The sequence below is a fragment of the Nocardia sp. NBC_01388 genome (assembly GCF_045040085.1).
Classification (GTDB): Bacteria; Actinomycetota; Actinomycetes; order Mycobacteriales; family Mycobacteriaceae; genus Nocardia.
Map to the genome: position 1 here is coordinate 1321580 of NZ_CP109553.1, position 19302 is coordinate 1340881.

Sequence of the window (19302 nt, forward strand, 5' to 3'; positions counted from 1 at the left end):
TGTATAAACATGCGATCAGAGGCGGTGGGGGACCTTCCGGGGGACGTTCTCAGACCTTCCCAACTGTGGGAAGTGGCGCTGAGCCGCGCGAATCTACTGTTCCTACAGGTGATCCAGGCGGAAGGAAGTCCGAGTTGTCAGCGGCCGAGGACGCGTTCTACACGGGGGTTCAGAACCTCGGATTGGTTGCCGGTGGCGTGCGCAATGACCAGCACGCACGCGCGGCCTTCCGGGCGGCGACCGACCTCGATCCGGATATGTGCGATGCCTGGCTGGGCCGGGCCATGGCCGGGGAAGTCGATTCCGAGGTCATCTACGGCGCCTACCGGTCGGTGCACAATCTGTATCGCGATCAGCAGCGCGCCGGACTCGGTGACCGCTCGCTGTGGTGCCAGGTCGAGATCGGAATGTACGGACTGCGCGTCGCCATGGCCGACCGTGACCAGATCGCCATCGCACAGACCTGCCGATACGCCGAAGGCGGCGAATGGGAAGAGGCGCACGCGATTCTGGACCAGGTCCCGCGCGACGATGTGGCCGGCTTCGTCCGCATGTCCCTGTACTTCCGCACCCAGCGCTGGGTCGATGTACTCGAAGCCCGTAGCGCCGCACCGTCTCTCGATGACGCCCTGCTCGATATCGCGGCGGAGTTGATGGCGGCGCAGTCGCTCGCGCAGCTGGGCCGAATCGGTGAAGCCCTGCCGCGGGCGCAGCGGATCGTGGAGGACAGCTCCTCGGGCAATCTCTCCTATATCTGGGCCGATGCGCACTTCCTGCTCGGAATGGTGCTGCGGCACAATGGCGATGGCGAAGCCGCCGATCGCGTCCTCAAGGGCCTTCAGGGTTCGGCGCTGTGGCCGCAGCGCCCGGAGTGGCAGCGCGCGGTCGCGGACAAGAACTACCGGTTCGAGGTCACCACCCCCGAGGTCATCGCCTCGCGCACCGACCGGTGGGATCCCAGCTCCGGTGACAATCCGGCCGAAGTGGCGGCAACGGCCGCCCGCTCGGAGCGGGAGTCGCTGCTGGCGGAGGCCTCACAGCTCTTGCAGGCGCAGATCGGCATGGATTCGGTCAAGGAGCAGGTGGACCGGTTGAAATCCGGTGTGCTCATGGATCAGGTACGCGTCCGGCGCGGCCTCGCCGTGGATTCCCGTTCGCACCACCTGATCTTCTCCGGGCCGCCCGGCACCGGAAAGACCACCATCGCCCGCGTGATCGCCAAGATCTTCGCCGGTCTGGGTGTGGTGGAGAATGCCGACGTGGTGGAGGTCTCGCGCAACGATATGGTCGGCACCCACCTCGGCCACACCGCACCGAAGACCAACGCGCTCATCGACTCCGCGCTGGGTGGTGTGCTGTTCATCGACGAGGCGTACACCCTCATCCAGGAGGGACTCTCCGGCGGCGACGCCTTCGGCAAGGAGGCGGTCGACACCCTGCTGGCGCGGATGGAGAACGACCGCGACAAGCTGGTGGTCATCATCGCCGGATACGAGGATCAGATCGACCGCTTCCTCGCCTCCAACGACGGTCTCGCCTCCCGCTTCACCAAGCGTATCCGATTCGCCAGCTACGATGCAGGCGAACTGGTGGAGATCGCTGATCATATTGCCCGCCACAAGGATTCGATTCTGGCCGAACCGGCGCGGCAGGTGCTGCGAGCGCGCTGCACCCAGCTGTCCGGCGAGAAGCGCAATGGCAGGCGGCTGATCGATCTGGCCGGCAACGGGCGCTTCGTGCGCAATGTGGTGGAGGCCGCCGAATCCGAACGCGACTACCGCTTCACCCGCGAGAACGCGGACGTGGTGTCGATGACCGACGAAGAGCTCATGACGATCTCCGACGCCGATATCAGCGCGGCGCTGGAGGGGCTGGCGCCCTCCGCAGGCTGAACCCGGCGCACTTCTCCGAAGTGCTCCGGTTGACTTCCGCAGTGCGGGAAGAGATTTCGAGGTGGCACCGACCGTGGTCGGCGCAGCCCAGGGTTGTGGAAGGAGCGATGGTCTGTGCCGCGGTTCCGGGTGGTGACCAAGCACCAGATCTCCGGCTGGCGGTTCCTGTTCCGCCGCATCGAGCATGCCCTGGTGCGCCGGGACGCCTCGATGCTCGACGATCCGCAGCGCGGCCGGTCGACGGCGCTGTCCCTCGGCGTAGTGCTGGCGTGCCTGCTGGTGGCGGGAGCGGCGGTGCTGTCATTCTTCAAGCCCGCCAAGCAGATCGGGGATGCGCACATCATCGCCGAGCAGGGCTCGGGGGCGCTGTTCGTGCATCTCGGGGGCCGCTTGTTCCCGGCATTGAACCTGACCTCGGCGCGGCTCATCGTCGGTGCGGCCGAGAATCCGGTGCAGGTCTCCCAGGACGAACTGGCCAAGTATCCGCGCGGACCGGTGGTCGGAATCCCCGGCGCCCCGGGCAGTATCGTGCAGCCCAGTGCCAAGGACTCCTCCTGGGCGGTCTGTGACACCACGAAGGTCGGTGCGGCCGCGCCGGTCGATCAGGACACCGGGCTCCCGACCACTCGGATATCGCCCACCCGCGTCACCGTGATCGGCAGCGCCCTCGTCGACAACGCCGCGATCCGGCCGCTGGCGGACGGCGAGGCCAGGTTGCTGCGGGAGGGGTCCACCACCTGGCTGGTCTATCCCGATCACGAGCACGGCGTCGTCCGCGCATCCATCAATCTCGGTGAGTCCGCTGTCACCATGGCACTCGGAATCGATGCGACCGCACCGGTACTGCCGGCCTCTGCCGGTCTGGTGGACTCGATCATGGAGGCGCCCCCGCTGCGGGTCCCGGATGTTCCGGGCGCAGGGCAGACGACGACGCTGTCCTCCGGTCAGACGGTGACGGTGGGCTCGGTGCTCACGGTCGCCACCGTAGACCGCGGCGCGGCGTACTACCTCGTCTCGCAATCGGGTGTAGTACAGATCAATTCGGTGCTCGCGGCCATGATCCGCAATGCCGATTCGCACGGATCGGTCGCCACGACGACGGTGGACCCGGATGTGATCGCCACCAATCTGCGCCCCGGCGGATGGCCCGGCACCGCCAGCTATCCGGCCGCCGCGGTCCACATTCTGGATCCGGAACGGTTCGGTACCACCTGCTACCACTGGTCGCGGGGGAGCGCCGATCCCAATGCCGCCACCCGGTTGCTGGTCGGCCGTCAACTGCCGCTCGCGGTCGAGGACCAGAATCTGGCGGTTCCGCTGGTGACCGGGTCCGGCCCGCGCGGAAGGACCGCCGACGCCGCCTATCTGGGCCGCGACACCGGCCGCTATGTCCGGGTCACCGGCGCGGATCCGGCGTCGCCGCTGCGGGAATCGCTGTTCTGGATCTCCGACAGCGGCGTCCGCTACGGCATCGAACGGAAGATCGACGCGAAATCCGCGAGCGACGATCCGACGCTGACGGCACTGGGATTGCGCGACCCGGTGCTCGCTCCGTGGAGCATCGTGTCCTTGTTCGCGGTCGGACCGGATCTGTCGCAGCAGGATGCGCGTATCCAGCACGACGGCATCGCCACCGATAAAGCCGCCGCCGGACTGAATGTGGGACAACCGTGACGACCACTCGCCGCTTCGTGCGCCCGGCCCGAATGGTGCGCGGCCCCAAGGCTCCCGCCGTCACCGAGCTGCGGCTGCAACCGCCGACCGAATTGCCGAAACCTGTTCCAGCGTCCCGCGTCAAGCTCATCATGCCGGTCGTCATGATGAGCGGCATGGCCGGAATGATGGTCATGATGTTCCGCGGCGGCGGCGCTGTCTCCCCGATGAGCATGTTCTTCCCGATCATGATGCTGGTCTCGGTGTTCGGCTCCCTGGGCGGTGCGTTCGGCGGCGGCGCCTCGGGCGGGGCGCTCAATGAGGAACGCAAGGACTATCTGCGCAGCCTCACCGACAATCGAAAGACCGTGCACGCCTCCGAGATCGAGCTGTACACCTATCTGCGTTACGCCCATCCCGGGCCCGCTGCCCTCGCGCGGCTCATCGGCGGGAACCGCATGTGGGAGGTGCAGGTCGCCGGCCAGCAGTTTCTGCGTTTGCGGGTGGGCCGGGGCCGCATCGCCAATCAGGTGCGGGTGATCGTGCCGGAGGCGGCGCCCATTTCGGATCTGGACCCGGTCGGCGTGGTCGAACTGACCCGCTTCGCCAAGGCGTACTCCACGGTCGGCGGTATGCCGGTCGCGATCAATCTGCTGTCCGCACCGGAGGTGGGCTTCGACGGTGATACCGAGGGTGTGGCCGGTCTGGTGCGTTCGATGATCGCGGAAGCCGTTGTGCTGCATGGTCCCGATCAGGTCGGTATCGCCGCGGTGCTGTCGGATCCGGACGCCCCGGAGTGGGCGTGGCTGAAATGGCTGCCGCACACCCAGCATCCGAGCGAGACCGACGCCATCGGATCGAGCCGGATGGTGTATCGCGGTGTCGGCGAACTGCGGGCCAAGGTACTGGCCGGTCTCAACCGGGGGCCGTTCTCGGCCAACAGCCAACCGTCACTGGAACGTAAGCATTTTCTGCTGATCGTGGACACCGGCGGCGGGGTGAACGAACGCGATATCTCCGGTATCGACGGGTGCACCTGGGTGCGGCTCGGTGTCACCGAGCAGCCGCTGCCGCGCGCGCTGCGGTTCACGGTGGATGAAGACATGGCCCTGTACGAGGTCAGTGTGCGCGGCAAGCGTCGCGTCGGCAGCGCCGACAGCATGTCCCTGGCCGGTGTCACCGCGCTGGCGCGGGCGATTTCGCCCTACCGCCTTTCGACGGTGGTGGAGGCGGTCGCCGCCGAGCAGGCCAGCGGCGGCACCACCTGGGAGGACATGGTCGGTGTTGCCGACCCGGGCGATATTCGGGTCGAGCGGCACTGGATCCGGGGCCGCGACAGTGACCGGACCCGGTTGAACATTCCGTTCGGCTACGATCCGGCCGGCGGTGTGGTGTACCTGGATATCAAGGAATCCGCCGAGGAGGGCATGGGCCCGCACGGTATGTGCATCGGCGCTACCGGTTCGGGCAAGTCGGAATTCCTTCGCACCCTTGTGCTTTCGGCGATCGTGACGCATTCGCCGGATCAGCTGAACCTGCTGCTGGTCGACTTCAAGGGCGGCGCGACGTTTCTCGGTTTCGACCGGCTGTCCCATGTGACGGCGGTCGTCACCAATATGGAGGAGGAGGCCGATCTCGTCACCCGTATGGAAGACGTGATCAATGGCGAAATGGCTCGGCGGCAGCGCATTCTGCGTGACGCGGGCAATTTCGCCAGCGTCGCCGATTATGAGCGGGCGCGGGAACAGGGCGCTCAGCTCGAACCGCTGCCCACCCTGCTGATCATTCTCGACGAGTTCGCTGAACTCCTGGAACAGCATCCGAGCTTCTCCAAACTCTTCGTCGCTATCGGCAGGCTCGGCCGCTCACTGCGCATCCACCTGCTGCTGGCCTCGCAGAAGGTCCCGGCCAGTCGGATGGGTGAGCTGGAGGCGCACCTGTCGTATCGAATCGCCCTGCGCACCAACCAGACCAGCGACTCTCGCGACGCCATCGGCACCGCCGACGCCTACCACCTGCCGAAGAAGCCCGGCGCCGGATATCTGCGCGTGGGCTCGGGCGATCTGCAGCGCTTCCAGGCCGCGTATGTCAGTGCGCCCTACCTCGCACCGCTGCAGGCCATCAACGGCGGACCACAGCGGACACGCCGGGTGAGCGGCGGTTACCGTCCACCGCAACGGTTTTCGGCCGCCCCCATTGTCGAGGAGGTTCAGATCACCGAGCCGGAGCCCGCCGCCGTCGCACCGGATGCGCCCGAGGCGGAGCCGGTGACGGTGATGGAGACCGCACTGGTGCAACTCGCCGGTCACGGCCGCCCCGCACACAAGATGTGGTTGCCGCCGCTGAGTGTGCCGCCGACCCTGGATCGGCTCGTGCAGCCGGTGCCGGACGGCAGCCTGCGGCTGCCGTGGGGGATCATCGATAAACCCCGTCAACAGCGGCAGGAGACCTGGTCGGTGGATCTGTCTGCCTCGGGGGGACACGTCGCGGTCGTCGGCGGTCCACAGTCGGGCAAATCGACCGCACTGCAAACGCTGATGACGTCGGCCGCGCTGACCAATTCGCCGGAGCAGGTGCAGTTCTACTGTCTCGACTTCTCCGGCGGCCTCTCGGGCCTGCGCGGTCTTCCGCACGTCGGCTCGATCGCCTCGGCCCGGGACGTCGACCGGATTCGCCGCACGTTCGCGCTCATCACCAATCTCATCAACGCCCGGCAGAGTCTGTTCGCCGAACTCGGTATCGACTCCATGCGCGAATTCCGGCGGCGGCGAACGTCTCCGCGGGAGTCGGCCGAGCTCACCGCTCGTGGCGATCTGCACGGCGATGTCTTCCTGGTCATCGACGGCTGGGATATCGGATTCGCGGTCAGTGGCCCGTATTTCGACGAATATCTGCCCGTGGTGGAATCGCTTGCGCTGCAGGGCCTCAACTACGGCATACACCTGGTGATCAGCAGTTCGCGATGGGCCGCCATTCGCCCCGCTGTCAAGGATCTACTGCAAACCAGGCTGGAGATGCGCCTCGGCGACCTCACCGACACCGTGTTCACCGCACACCGCTCCGTGGTCGCGGCCATTCCCGCCAATCGTCCGGGCCGCGCTATCTCCACCGAGGCGCTGCACATGCTGACCGCGCTGCCGCGTATCGACGGCGTCGGGGATCCCGAATCCAGTGGCGCCGGAATGAATGCCGCGATCGACGAGATCAGCAGAACCTATCCGGGACGGCGAGCGCCCGAGGTGAAGTTGCTGCCCACGACGATCACGCTGGACCAGATCATGGCGGGACGGCCGGAGCCGATGACCGCGGCCGAGCGGCTCGTGGTTCCGTTCGGTATCCGCGAATCCGATCTTGCCCCTGCCGCAGTCGATTTCGGCGTATCCACCCACCTGGTGGTGCTCGGATCCTCAGGCTGTGGGAAGTCGACGGTGCTGGCCGCGCTCTTGGAGTCGATCCGGCGGCGCTTCACACCCGACCAGGCGAAGGTGCTGCTGATCGACTATCGCCGTCAGCATTTGGACGCCCTGCCCGAGGAACAGCTGGTCGGATACCTCACCAGCGAACGGGATCTACTCGAGGGGCTGCCGGGCTTCGCGGCGAAGATGCGAGGCAGACGCGCACCCGACGGCGTGACCTCGCAGCAGCTCAAGGAACGTTCCTGGTGGAGCGGCCCGGAGATCTTCGTGGTCGTCGACGACTATCACATGGTTGCGCAGCGCGGCCAACTCAATCCCCTCGATCCGCTCAAGGACATCATCATGGACGGCCGCGATACCGGCTTGCACGTTATCGCCGCACGCAGTATCGCGCAGGCGGATACGGCAATGTTCGACAGCGTGCTCGGGCAAATCAAGAATCTCAACTCCTCGGGATTTGTGATGGACGGTTCGAAACTCGACGGCATTCTGGTCGGCGATGTGAAGGCCACCAAGCAGCCGTCGGGCCGGGGAATCTTCGTGGAGCCCTTGCATTCCCGCCGTGACCTGGTGCAGGCCGCATTCCCAGCCGTGGGAATGCCATAGCGTTATCGGTACACGACTCCCTCTCGAGTCGGGATAGTTGATGAGGAGAAGATCCGTGACGACTCTTGATGTACATCCCGAGGTTCTGCCGACCATCAGCGCGACTCTCATTGCCGCACACGCCAGTTTGACCTCCGTAATCAGTGCGGCCCAGCTTCCCGCGAAACCTGTCCGGGCAGGACAGGACGCGGTGAGTGAATGGGCATCGACAACGATGGCGGCCTATCAGCAGTCGTTCTTCGGTGCTACGGCACCGGGTTTGGCGCATTTGCTGGAGGGGGCTCAGGTTCTCATCCCGGTGGGCGATGACTATGAATTCAGGGATGTCTCGGGCGGCGCGTCCATCGTCTCGGCAGACTCGGGTCTGCAGGTCTGACCGCGACGCAGCCCTCTGATCTCGGAGCCGAGCCATGTTGTCACCGGATATCGGGGACTTTTCGCCGCTGGCGCTATCCACGAAGTTGTTCGCCGGGCCGGGCCCGGTTCCCATGATGGCCGCCGCCGTCGCGTATGCCGCCGCGGCTTCCGCGCTGAATGCGGCCGCCGGCGGGTCCGACGGGGCCATGGGCGCCATGGCGCCCGCGTGGCTGGGGTCTTCCGCGGATCGGGCGCAGCAGGCGTTTCGCGATCATGCCAACTGGTTGCGGGAACAGGCCCTCGTGGCCGAGCGGGCCTCGATCGCCGCCGCCACTGTTGCCGAAGCCAATGCGGCGGCCATGGCCATCATGCCGAAGCCACACGATATCCTCGCCAATTTGGCGAGGGGCGCAGCGCTGAGTGGCGCGGCGATCGCCTCCTCGGGTATTCCCGCGCTGTCGCTCGGCATCCACGCGGCGCTCGCCGTCAACGAGGCCGAGTACGCGGAAATGCAGGCTATGGCTCTCCTGTCGATGAACACCTATGCGGGGCAGGCCGCGGCCGCGCTCGGCTCGTTGCCGCCGCCGCTGCCTGCACCTGCCATCGTCAGCGGTGGGGCAACATCTGTGGCGGGTACGGGTGCCAGCGGCTTCGGCGGCGGATCTGCGAGCGGCGGCGGTGCTTCGGGAGGAGGGTCGGGTCCGGGCGGTCCGTCCGGTTTGGGTTCCGGCGGTTCGGGTCCGGGCGGTGGTGTGGGCCATACCGGGTCAGGTCCCGGTCAGTCTGGTTCCAGCCCAGGGCAATCCGGCTCAGGGCCCGGGCAGCCGGGTCCCGATCCGGGCGGCCCCGGTGCCGGTGGCGGGCAGTCCACCTCCGGTCCGGGCCAGGACGCCGGTGGAACCGGGCAACCCGACCTGTCTGCGCCACAGCCCATGTCGCTACCGGACAATGCCTCGGCGGGAGCCGATGGCGGTTCGGGCGATGGTCTGTCCGCACAGGACCAAGGTTTCTACGGCACGTCACAGTCCTCGCCGACTTTGGCGGGTTTGAACGGCGGCCTCGGCAGCACCGTCGCGCTCGGCATGTTCCGCGGCGGGCTCGGTGATATGCCGGGCGCTTCCACCGGTTTCCGAATGCCGTCGAATTGGGGTGCGGCGACTCGGGCCTTCGGCGCGGGAGTGGGCGAGCCGGCGGTATCGCCGGTCGCGCGCACCGCGGCCCGGGGTGCGAGCGCGCCCACGGCCCAGATGCGGAAGCGGCGCGACAAGGACGAGAGGTCCGCGAAGGTCTTCGTGCCCGGACAGTCTCAGGACGTGCCGGAGATCGAACAACCGCCGGTCATCGGCGTCATCGAATACTCCGATGACGAGCGCGACGAGGAATCGGCCTCCGAAGCTGTACTGGCTGGAATTCTCGAGCGCCGCGCCGATGATTCGGATTCGGACTTCGAACTGACTGCCACACAACGTCAACGGTGAAATTCGCCGGGGTCGAAGTAAGCACCGACCATGAAGGGAACGCAAAATGAACGCTATCAATCCGATGGCGCAAGATGTCGCGCAGATGCAAAGTTGCGCGGACAACACCGCCGCCAGTTTGGGGGAGCTGGAAGGCTACCTCCAGAAAATGAACGGTGTGCAGGAGGGCTTGCACGGAGCTGTACAGAACTCCGTCGCGGGCATGGCGATCAGCAATGCCCTCGGAAACACCTGGCAATCGGGCAAGTCGCTGGGCGCAACACTGCAGGACGTCATCACCACGCTCAAGTCCGCCGGTGTGCAGGTCCACTCCGAGGATCTGACCGGCCAGTCGCGCATCAATGCCGCACTCGGTAACGACGGCGTGCTGAATGCAGGCGCCGCCCCGAAGGTCGACCTCCAATCATGGTGACGCCGCGGCTCATTCATTCAACATCTAGAAGGGACTGAGAACTATGAAATACGATTTCAATGCCGTCGATTCGGAAACAGCCGCGCTGAATAATGTCGTGGACGGCCTGGAAACGAATCTGCAGCATATCCAGCAGGTGCAGGGACAGCTGAATGCCATCTCTACCGGTGCTGGGGCCGAGGCCTTCCAGACCGTCGCGGCGGCACTGAACAAGAAGATGGATCAGTACAACGTGACGCTGCTGGGGCTGAAGACCGCGATCGCGAACGTGGCGGGAACCGGCGGTGGCATGCACTCGCAGGACATCGCCAACGGCAACAAGTTCAGGGCTATCGGCGTATGAGTGGTTGTGCAGCCCCGGCCTGTTGTAGCTCCCTTCCGGGATCGCCAGGGCTGCACTCCGCCGCTGTAGTCCGGTACATATATGAGCAATGATCCGATCGCGATCGAACTGAACGTCGATGCCGCCCTGTTCTTGAAAGATCTCGCCGGGGCGGACTCGTATCCCTCAGTGCTGGCCTTGGTGCCGAATATTCATCGCAATGAGGATCGGGATCGCGTAAACGGCGTTGTCGCAGCTGAACTCACGGCACGTGGCATTCTGGAGGACGGCCGGCCGCATCCGATCATCGAGCATTGGCTGCATTGTCTGTACCGCCCGGACACCGAGTTGGCCGTCCGCATCGTGGACACCGGCCTGGATGGGGAGCGGCGGGGAATGCTGCGGCTGTCCCTGGTCCGCAGGGGTGACACCCATGTGCTCGCGGTGCGGTGTGACGATCACATCGTCATTCAGGCTGTCTACCAGGCGGAGCGGCGGCTCGATGCCTTGGCGGCGGCGCTGGTCACCGCTCTCGGGCCCGCGCCCGCATTGGCGTTCGAGCCCCTGACCACGTCGATGGATCAGTTCGCCACCATTCCGCCCGACCCCGCACGGCGTCGGCAGGCGCTGCTGGAGCTGGGCGCTACCGCGCACACGGCCGGTGTGCTGGGCCGGGTGCTCGGTGAGGTGGCGCGCCGCGCCGAGGTGCTCATGTTCGAGCATCACGACGGTATCGACGCCGTCCCCGAATGGTGTGTGAGCGTGCTGGATACCCTGTCCGGCCGCATTGTCGTCACGCCCAGCGTGGCCGTGGACGGCGGAGTCAGGTCGGTCTTCGCTCCCGGCGACGATGCCGCGTTGTCCGGGGGCATCCGAGCCCTGGTCGACCTGCTACCCGGTCGGAGCTGGTTCGAAACCAGTCGAGCGTGATTGTCCCTCTGGGATTTTCGAGAGGATGAGGGAAGTGAACCGAGTGCCGAGCACCAACGATCACGAGGTCGGGCCCGCCGCGGCCCGGGGCGGTTACGACGTCTTCTTCGCCGAGCTGATGGAGACCGAGGAGGCCGCCGGTGGCGGCTGGCAGAGCACGGCCGCCGGGCGCAGTCACGAACCGCAGGGATCGGCGACCGCGCCGGTGAATTCGGCTGTGGCAGCGGATCCGCCGGAACCGGCGCCGCCGCACACCGGTGTCGTCGGCAGGCCGACGAACGTCCAGGAGGCCGCACCGCCCGCGGAGGTGGGACCGGCCCGCACGGATCCGCCGGCGACTACGCCGTCGTGGCAGGTGGGATCTCCCACCGGTCCCGCGCAACCGCGCAGTCAGTTCGCGCCCGCCCCGCATGCTGCTGCACCGCAACAGTTTCAGCAATCCGCCGAGCCCGCCTGGTCGCCTGCGGCAGTCGGCCGGCAGGGGGCCGAGCAGGTGGAGGTGCTGCCGATCGCCCTGACCTCCTCCGAACTGCTCGCCGAACTCGCCGCGAGCCGGCAGGCCCAACTGCGCTCGACCGCCGGCATGCGCGGCGCGCTGAACAAGGTCGGATTCAGCCTCGGACTCTCACCCGTCGAGCAGCGCACCGAGGAGCGCCGCACGCGAATTCGCCGCCAGCTCACCGCGACCTATCAGATAGCGGTCCTCAATGTGAAGGGCGGAGTCGGCCGGACCACAACGGTGGCGGCGCTCGGTTCGACCTTCGCCGACCTGCGCCCGGATCGCGTGGTCGCCATCGACGCCAATCCGGATTTCGGTGATCTGCCCAGCCGCACCGGCAGGCACCCCTACGGTCTCTCCCTGCGGGATCTGGCACAGGCCACGCACGTGGAGGCATTCTCGGCGGTGCAGTCCTACACCTCCATCAATAACGCGGATCTGGCCGTCATCGCCTCCCCGTGGACCTCCGCGGCCACCCAGGCGCTCTCGGGCCAGGAGTATCTGAAGGCGGTGGAGATTCTGCGACTGCACTACAACCTACTGCTGATCGACTGCGGCACAGGCGTTCTCGACACCGCTACCGGTACCGTGCTGCAGACCAGCGATGCCGTCGTCGTGGTCACTCCGCCGACGGTGCGCGGCGTCACCGCCGCGGTGGCGACCCTGGAATGGCTGAATACCCACGGCCTGCACCGGCTGGTCGCCAAAACGGTCGTGGCGATCGCCTACCAGCACCCAGCCAAACCGGAGGTCGAACTGGGCCGGATCGAGGAGCTCTTCGAGGCGGCGCACCGTCCCACCTGTGTGCTGCCGTACGACCCGCATCTCGCCGAAGGCGGTGAGATCGATCTGCGGCTGCTCGCCAAGGACACCGCGCTCGCGTTCGAGGAGCTGGCGGCCGGTCTGGCCGATGCATTCCCGGCCAATGTTGTTCCCGTCCGCGCGGATCGAGGGGGTTGGCGATGACAGCGTCCACAACGGCAGCGCCGCCGCAGCAGCCCGCGGAGGTGGCCCGCGCCCGGGTGGCGATCATGGTCGCCACCTATCAGGTCGATGTGGTGCTGCCGACCAAGTTCACGATCGAGACATTCATCAGCGATCTGCTGACTGTGCTGGACCGCGCCATCGAAGACGAGACGGTCGATTTCACTCCGGAGAACGGTCAGTGGACGCTCGCCCGGCCCGGGGAGCCGCCGATTCCGCGCTGGCGCAGCCTCGCCGACCACGACATCTCCGACGGCGCTCTGCTGATGCTGACGGCTGTCGAATCGGCGGAGATCTTCACGCCCGTCGTGGAGGACATCACCGATGCGCTGGCCCTGATCAACGAACGCGAGTTTGCCGAGTTCGATTCCGGCACAGCGGAACTCGCCGGGATCACGGCGCTCGTTGTGGGTGCCCTCACGGTAGCGGTCCTGCTGTCGTGGTCGTGGATCCGGACCGGTTCGGTGCTCTGGTGCGCGGTGCCTGCGCTGCTGCTCGGCGCGGCCTGCGGGATCGCCGTGTTGGTGAGTCATCGCCGCAGGTTCCTGGCGCGGATCGGGGTGGGCTTCGCACTGGCGGCAATGCCGCTGCTGTTCGCCGGGGCCGCGATGCTGGTGCCGCCGGCCTATGGTCGGCCGGGACCGTTCGCGGCGGCGAACTTCGCGGCCGGATCGGTGACGGTCGCGGCCGCGACGATTGCGATGCTGCGGCTGACCCGCGCCGGGATCGCCGCGCTGATCGCCGTCACCGCAGTGGGTTCGGCCATGGCCGTGGCCGCGATCGCGGCGACCTATGCGGATCTGTCAGTGCGCCAGGTCGCCGGCGGCGGGGTCTTCGCCGGGCTGGTGCTCTTGACCGCAGCGCCCCGCCTGGCTGTACTGGCCGCCCGGATACGCCCGCTCGACCTGCCCGATCCGGGTAGTGAAGTCGCACCGGACACGCTCTCCGATATCTTCGACGCCGAATCGACCCGTACCGAGGGCGATGACGAGATCGAGACCGGCCGATGGGACGGTAGTACCGGTATCGAGGCGCGTGCCCGGCTGGCCGTCACCAGTCTGCGTGGGCTGATCGTCGCTGTGTCGATCCTGCTGGCAGCTTCCGCGGTGGTTGCCGCCGCAGTCAGTCCCGGCGGTGTGCGCGAGGTGGTGCTCGGCGCCGCGGTGGCGGGGTTGATGGTGTTGCGATCACGGTGGTATCCCGATCGGCTGCAGGCGATCACGCTGATCGTCGCGTCGGGCGTCACCGTGGTCGGTATCGGATTCGTCCTGGTCGCCGCCTACACGACCGCCCCGGCGCGATTGGCTGTCGCGCTCGCGATCGCTGCGACTGCGGCTGCGGCATGTGTTGCGGCACAACGGTTGCCGGGCGTCCGGCTCTCACCGGTGACTCGCCGCATCATCGATCTGATCGAGTACGCACTCATTCTCGTCGTCCCGGTGATCGCCTGCTGGATCATGGGCATCTACACCGCGATGCGGAGGATCTGATGCGCATGCGCGGTGTGTGCGCGCTGGCCTCGGCCACACTGACCGTACTTCTGGCCGCGCCCGCGAGTGCGGTGCAGCCGCCCCAGGTGATGATCGGTGCGGCCCCTGCCGATCCGCCGCCCGGTCCGGAGCAGCCGTACAAGCAGGACAAGGGTTGTCTGGGCGCGGGCGTACTCCCGCACAGTGATCTGTCGCAGCCCGCGCCCCCGGATCGGGCCTTGAACCTGCCGCGAGCGCGCTCACTGAGCCGGGGTGGCGGCGTCACGGTCGCGGTGCTCGACACCGGTGCCGGTCCCAACCCCAGGCTGCCCAATCTCGTCGGCGGTGGCGACTACGTTCAGGCCGGCGGTGACGGCCTCACCGATTGCGATGCCCACGGCACGCTGATCGCCGGCATCATCGGCGCGGCCCCCGACCAGGCGGACGGGTTCACGGGGGTGGCTCCGGACGCCCGGATCATCTCCATTCGGGTGCACTCCGACACCGTCAGCCTGGCGAACTCCGTGAATTACGATCTGGTGCAACAGGAAGCGTCCGATATCCGAACGCTGGCGCGGGCTATCACGCATGCGGCGAATCTGGGCGCCGGGGTGATCACAGTGTCGGAGCCGGTCTGCGTGTCGGTGCAGCAACCGGTCGATCAGTCCCTGCTGTCGGAGGCCATCGGTTACGCCGTCCATGTTCGCGGAGCGTTGATCGTGGCCGGTGCGGGCAATACGGACGGCAGTGTGTGCGATCAGAATCCGGATATCGATCCGGGGCACCCCGCGGACCCCCGCAATTGGGAGAAGGTCAGGACCGTCTCGACCCCGGGCTGGTTCGGAAGTGATGTGCTGACAGTCGGATTCACCACGGCCGACGGTGAGCCGATGCCCGATACGCTCCTCGGTCCATGGGTATCGCTCGCCGCGCCGGGCACCGGAATCGAATCTCTCGGACCGGGTGGCGGCGGACTGATCAATGGCGTCGGTGAACCCGACAAACTGGTTCCGGTCGCCGGATCGTCCTTCGCCGCCGCCTACGTCAGTGGCGTTGCGGCACTGCTGCGTTCGCGCTTCCCGAATGAAACACCCGCCGAGATCTCGGCCCGCCTGCTGGCCAGCGCACACGCCCCTGCCCGCGAGCTCGACAATACAATCGGCGCCGGAGTCATCGATCCGGTCGCGGCGCTGGGCTATCACACTCCGCCGGCGCCACCCGCTGGTAGTTATGGCGGATCACCGCTTGCGATGCCCCCGCAACCGCGTCCCAAGGACTGGCGTCCCGGCGGCGTCGCGGCGGGCATCATGGCCGCGGCCGTCCTGCTGGGTTCGGGCGTCGATATCGGGCGGCGAATGCTTCGGAGGTCGCGGTGACCGCGCCCCGCCCGCGGGTCGGTGGCCTCGACGCAGGCCCGTTCGCGGTCCTGGTGGTGCTCGGCGGTCCGCTGCTCGCCATGCTGATTACGCGGACCCCGTGGTGGGCCGTCCTGGCGACGGCCTCGGTGCTGCTGGCGACGGTGACCGTCCCGCTGCGCGGGCGCACGAGTGTCCGCTGGTTGCTCGCCTGGGGCGGATACCGCCTCGGCCGGACGGCGCGTGCCCGGAAGCTCCTGTCCGACTCGGTCATTCGTGACATCGAGGTCGTCGCGGGGGTCTGCGGCGTCCAGATCGGAGATGCGGTGCTGGTCGCGATGATTCAGCTCGCACCGGACCTCGACCTGCCCACCGTCATTGCCGAGGACACCGTCTACACCGAGGACACCGTGCCGGTCGAAGCGCTGCTGCCGCTGCTGGAGCAGTACGGCATCACCGTCGACATAGACATTGTGACCACGGGCCAGCGCGTGCGTTCCGCGGGCGAGTACAGCATGCTCTACGACCAGCTGATCGGATCGCAGCCCGTGGTCGGCGACCGGCTCACCTGGCTGGTGATCCGCCTGGACCAGCAGCGAAACCTGTTGGCGCTCAGCAGGCGTGGCCCGGCGGCCGTCTCCGCGCCGCGCGCGCTGGCCACCGCGGCGCACCGGATCGCCGGACGCCTGCGCGAGCAGGGTATCGCCGCGCACGCGCTGCCGGCCGCCGCCGTGCGCGAGGCGATGGAGCTCTTGCAGACGGGCATCGACACATCGGAATTGCAGGAGTCCTGGCGCCATCTGGAATCGGCGGTGCCCGGCCGCTATGTCACCAGCTTTCTCATCGACTGGACGAAGGTCGGCACCGCCGGCCTGGATGATTGCTGGAGCTGGAATCGCGGCCGTACCACCGTGGTCGTCAGCCTCACCGCCGATGCGAGCGGACCGCGCGGCATCGTCCGTTTCGTCGGACCCGCCGTGACCGACGCGCCGCCGGACTATCTGCGGCCCCTGCCGGGACGGCAGTCGACGGCGCTGCTGGCCACCCTCCCGGGCCCCACCTCGTCGCGGACGCTGTCGCAGGACGACCCCGCGCGCGATATCGGCCCCGCCGAGATCCTCGCCGAGCTGGTGGTGCCGATCGGGCCCAATGGGCAGATACTCGGTGCCATCAGCGGAAAACCGCAGCACACCTTGGCTTTACCGCTGTTCGACCCGGCGCACTATCATCCACGACAGCGCAGCATCGATGTGCGAGCCCTGCTTCCGGTGGCGCAGCAGATCATCCTGCGGGCCATGGTGGTCGGCGCGGCCGTGGAGGTGCATTCCGCGCGCCCGGACCGGTGGCGGCAGTTGGTGGCGGCCGTCGGAGATCCCGCCTCGCTGCGGTTGGCCCCCGGCCCCGGCGTGCCGGATAACTCCGGCGGTGGCCTCGCCACGATCGCGGTGTTCGATCAGCTACCGCCGCAGGCCTCGGGCGCGCAGACCACGGTCACGATCGGTGATCCGGGCAATCCGCGGCGGCGCACGGCCGATCTCGCTATCCACCAGGTGGATTCGACCACCGTGGATGTCAGTATTCCGATGCGGACCGTACGGGTCGAGCTGATCGAGCCGCGGGGTGAGACCCGCTACTTCGATTCGCCCGCTCCGGATTCCGCGCCGGTCGCCGAACCGGTGCCGCCGGTCTCGGCGTCGCAGCCGATGGTCGGCGCGGGAAAAGAAGGAATGTGAGCCGTAATGTCTGTCGATGTGGGAACGGATTTCGGGCCGGACGCCGGCGACGGTGCGGCGCCCGGCGAGGCGGATGAACTCACGCCGCGTCAGGCCGCCGCCGCGATCTTCTCGAGGCGCCTCTCGGAGCTGATCTCCGAATCCATGGTCTCGACCGAAGACGGCGCCACCCGATCGCTGACGCTGTATTCGCTGGCGCAGCACCTGGAATTGGCCTATCCCGATGTGGCCGTCTCCCAGTCGGGCCTGTATCGCCTCATGCACGGTGATGCGATACCCCGCCTCGATTTGATCATCGCCCTGGCCCGTGTATTCGATGTGCCCCCGGAGTATTTCGTCACCGGGGAACAGAAACCCTGATCCGGCAGGCCGGGTTCCCGGCACTGGGAACAATGGCCCGCTCGAGACGCCGACCAGCACGGATACCATTTCGTACATGCCAGACGAGGACCCCGGAGATATCTTTCTCCGGCACAGAGGCGCGGTCCTGGAGGCGCTGCTTTCCGACCCGTCGTTCGGGGCGCCGGCGGAATCCGAGACCGGGACGGCCAACTCCGCGGAACCAGATTTTCCGGAAGAATTCGACGTTCCACTGCCACCGGGGGCGGAAGGCCCGAAAGCCAGTGAGCGAATTCTGGCCCTGCTCAATGCCGGTGCGGGCGAGGAGAATACGCCGGAGGAATTCGGGTCGGACTTCGCGGGGTTCGACCCGGCGCGATTGCGCGGCGACCCGGACGCCGCCTCGGGCGAATCGCCTCGGCCGCGCCCGGTTGTGCCCGGCTCCGCCGACCGCCTGCGCGGCGTGCTGGCGGTGGTGCGAAAGCCGAAGGTGGCCTTGGCGATCGGCGCCGTGCTGGCGGTGATCGTGGTGCTCGTCCTCGTATCCGGCGGCGGTTCGACCCCCTCCAATTCGGTGGTGATCGCCACTGCCGCACCGACTCCGGCCGCAGCGAATCTGCCGACTACCACCGCGCCCGCCGCCAGTACCGCACTCCAGGTGAAATCAGCGCAGGCGCACTGCCCGGCGGGCAGCACCTCGGGCATGGATGCCTTTGCCGGACAGGGGAAAGCGTGGCTGTGCGTGCGCGCCTTCAAGGTCGACGGACAGGTGCTGACCATCGATCTCGGTCACACCTATCAGATCGATTCGATCGGCATCGTGCCCGGTTTCGACAATCTCGGCTCCGACGGCGTCGATCAGTGGACGAAATACCGCACCGCCAGCCGGGTTTCGTACCAGTTCGACGATGCCAATGCCTCCAAATACGTCCAGCAGACCCTCGATCAGCGCACCCTCGTCATCACCAAGCTGAGCCCGCCGGTGAGCGCCTCGCGCATCGTGCTGACCGTGCTGCAGTCGAAGGGTGATCCGGCGATCAATACCGTCGCCCTCTCCTCGATAACGATCACGGGCCAATGACGGCTCCGGCGCTGCTGTGCCAATACTGCCTGCACCGCAATAGCGGTGGTGACTCCAGCTGCGCGCACTGCGGTGCGCCCCTGCGCGAGGTCGGCGCGGCGTTGCTGGGCACGGCGGCTGAGATCGCGACGGTGGGGGCACCTTCCCTGGGGGCCTTGGCGCCCCTGGTGGAGCGGGCCGTCTCGGCGGTCGGACAGTGGTGGGTCACGCTGGTGGGCATCGCGGCGCTGCTGGCCGCGGTCGTCACGGTCGCTGTGTGCTGTTCGCCCGGCCTGCCCCCGATCGGGCAGCCGACGGTGCGGGAGACCCTGCCGGCGTCGCTGCGTACGGCGGCGAACTGTGGCGCCGCAGCGCAGGCAGTTGTGCAGTGTGTGATCCCGGCCGGTAACGCCCTACTGTTCGGCGCTATCGCCGGCGGCCATGATCTGACTTTCTCGGTGCAGGTCGAGGACCCCGCCCGGTTGTCGGAGGATGTGCGCCGCTGGCGGGCGGCCGGTCCGGCCGTCATCACCGACGGGACCCTCTTCGTGGCGGTCGGCCCTGAGGCGACAGTGTGGTACGCCGATACCCGCACGGGTGTGCGGATGGAGACGGCGACCTTCGTCAATCGTAGTGCCGCACAGACGTTTCTGATCAGGTCCGGATTGGCCGCATGAGAGGCCGCCCGGCTGCTCCGGAGTAATCGAGGCCGTCGACGCCGGAGTTTGCTACACTTTCAACGCGCCGTTAGATAACGGCTCATCATTTAGGTTCAATTCCTCGAGCCGCAGGTACGG

The 19302-nt window shown here is 67.3% G+C and carries 15 protein-coding genes; all 15 read left to right on the plus strand.

What is annotated here, in order from left to right:
* Positions 1-134 precede the first annotated feature (134 nt).
* The 15 genes from eccA to OG716_RS06215 all read left to right on the plus strand — a co-directional run bounded on the left by eccA (position 135) and on the right by OG716_RS06215 (position 19182).
* On the plus strand, positions 135-1892 hold the full coding sequence (gene eccA / locus OG716_RS06145; RefSeq protein WP_405136724.1) for a type VII secretion AAA-ATPase EccA: 1758 nt from the start codon (positions 135-137) through the stop codon (positions 1890-1892).
* 114 nt (positions 1893-2006) lie between these two features.
* Positions 2007-3566, plus strand: coding sequence for a type VII secretion protein EccB (gene eccB / locus OG716_RS06150; RefSeq protein ID WP_405136725.1), 1560 nt, complete (start codon positions 2007-2009; stop codon positions 3564-3566).
* Positions 3563-7567 (plus strand): type VII secretion protein EccCa, encoded by a 4005-nt coding sequence (eccCa, locus tag OG716_RS06155; RefSeq protein WP_405136726.1) that lies wholly within the window; start codon positions 3563-3565, stop codon positions 7565-7567. Before eccB ends, eccCa begins: the two co-directional genes overlap by 4 nt.
* Before the next feature lie 55 nt (positions 7568-7622).
* Positions 7623-7943 (plus strand): PE domain-containing protein, encoded by a 321-nt coding sequence (locus OG716_RS06160; protein ID WP_405136727.1) that lies wholly within the window; start codon positions 7623-7625, stop codon positions 7941-7943.
* Positions 7944-7977: 34 nt separating this feature from the next.
* Positions 7978-9402 (plus strand): PPE domain-containing protein, encoded by a 1425-nt coding sequence (locus tag OG716_RS06165; RefSeq protein ID WP_405136728.1) that lies wholly within the window; start codon positions 7978-7980, stop codon positions 9400-9402.
* A gap of 46 nt (positions 9403-9448) precedes the next feature.
* Positions 9449-9814 carry a hypothetical protein gene (locus OG716_RS06170; protein ID WP_405136729.1) on the plus strand — a complete coding sequence of 122 codons (366 nt, stop codon included), beginning with the start codon at positions 9449-9451 and terminating at the stop codon, positions 9812-9814.
* A gap of 43 nt (positions 9815-9857) precedes the next feature.
* A complete protein-coding gene (locus OG716_RS06175) occupies positions 9858-10157 on the plus strand; it encodes a WXG100 family type VII secretion target (protein ID WP_405136730.1) in 300 nt (99 codons plus the stop codon).
* Between the two features lie 81 nt (positions 10158-10238).
* Positions 10239-11066: an ESX secretion-associated protein EspG gene (locus OG716_RS06180; protein ID WP_405136731.1), complete on the plus strand. Its 828-nt coding sequence runs from the start codon at positions 10239-10241 to the stop codon at positions 11064-11066.
* Positions 11067-11100: 34 nt separating this feature from the next.
* Complete coding sequence (locus OG716_RS06185) at positions 11101-12531, plus strand: MinD/ParA family protein (RefSeq protein ID WP_405136732.1); 1431 nt, start codon at positions 11101-11103, stop codon at positions 12529-12531.
* Positions 12528-14039 (plus strand): type VII secretion integral membrane protein EccD, encoded by a 1512-nt coding sequence (eccD, locus tag OG716_RS06190; RefSeq protein ID WP_405136733.1) that lies wholly within the window; start codon positions 12528-12530, stop codon positions 14037-14039. The genes OG716_RS06185 and eccD overlap by 4 nt, the downstream gene beginning before the upstream one ends.
* Entirely contained in the window at positions 14039-15394 is a 1356-nt protein-coding gene (gene mycP, locus OG716_RS06195) for a type VII secretion-associated serine protease mycosin (RefSeq protein ID WP_405136734.1), read from the plus strand. The genes eccD and mycP overlap by 1 nt, the downstream gene beginning before the upstream one ends.
* Complete coding sequence (gene eccE / locus OG716_RS06200; RefSeq protein WP_405136735.1) at positions 15391-17106, plus strand: type VII secretion protein EccE; 1716 nt, start codon at positions 15391-15393, stop codon at positions 17104-17106. Before mycP ends, eccE begins: the two co-directional genes overlap by 4 nt.
* Before the next feature lie 6 nt (positions 17107-17112).
* Entirely contained in the window at positions 17113-17466 is a 354-nt protein-coding gene (locus OG716_RS06205; protein WP_355126711.1) for a helix-turn-helix transcriptional regulator, read from the plus strand.
* Between the two features lie 76 nt (positions 17467-17542).
* Positions 17543-18526, plus strand: coding sequence for a discoidin domain-containing protein (locus OG716_RS06210; protein WP_405136736.1), 984 nt, complete (start codon positions 17543-17545; stop codon positions 18524-18526).
* A complete protein-coding gene (locus OG716_RS06215) occupies positions 18523-19182 on the plus strand; it encodes a hypothetical protein (RefSeq protein ID WP_405136737.1) in 660 nt (219 codons plus the stop codon). Before OG716_RS06210 ends, OG716_RS06215 begins: the two co-directional genes overlap by 4 nt.
* Positions 19183-19302 lie beyond the last annotated feature (120 nt).

Coding starts and splice junctions, on each gene's coding strand:
- OG716_RS06180 (WP_405136731.1), top strand. CDS start 10,239: ATGAGCAATGATCCGATCGCGATCGAACTGAACGTCGATGCCGCCCTG.
- OG716_RS06170 (WP_405136729.1), top strand. CDS start 9,449: ATGAACGCTATCAATCCGATGGCGCAAGATGTCGCGCAGATGCAAAGT.
- eccD (WP_405136733.1), top strand. CDS start 12,528: ATGACAGCGTCCACAACGGCAGCGCCGCCGCAGCAGCCCGCGGAGGTG.
- OG716_RS06165 (WP_405136728.1), top strand. CDS start 7,978: ATGTTGTCACCGGATATCGGGGACTTTTCGCCGCTGGCGCTATCCACG.
- OG716_RS06210 (WP_405136736.1), top strand. CDS start 17,543: ATGCCAGACGAGGACCCCGGAGATATCTTTCTCCGGCACAGAGGCGCG.
- OG716_RS06175 (WP_405136730.1), top strand. CDS start 9,858: ATGAAATACGATTTCAATGCCGTCGATTCGGAAACAGCCGCGCTGAAT.
- OG716_RS06205 (WP_355126711.1), top strand. CDS start 17,113: ATGTCTGTCGATGTGGGAACGGATTTCGGGCCGGACGCCGGCGACGGT.
- mycP (WP_405136734.1), top strand. CDS start 14,039: ATGCGCATGCGCGGTGTGTGCGCGCTGGCCTCGGCCACACTGACCGTA.
- OG716_RS06215 (WP_405136737.1), top strand. CDS start 18,523: ATGACGGCTCCGGCGCTGCTGTGCCAATACTGCCTGCACCGCAATAGC.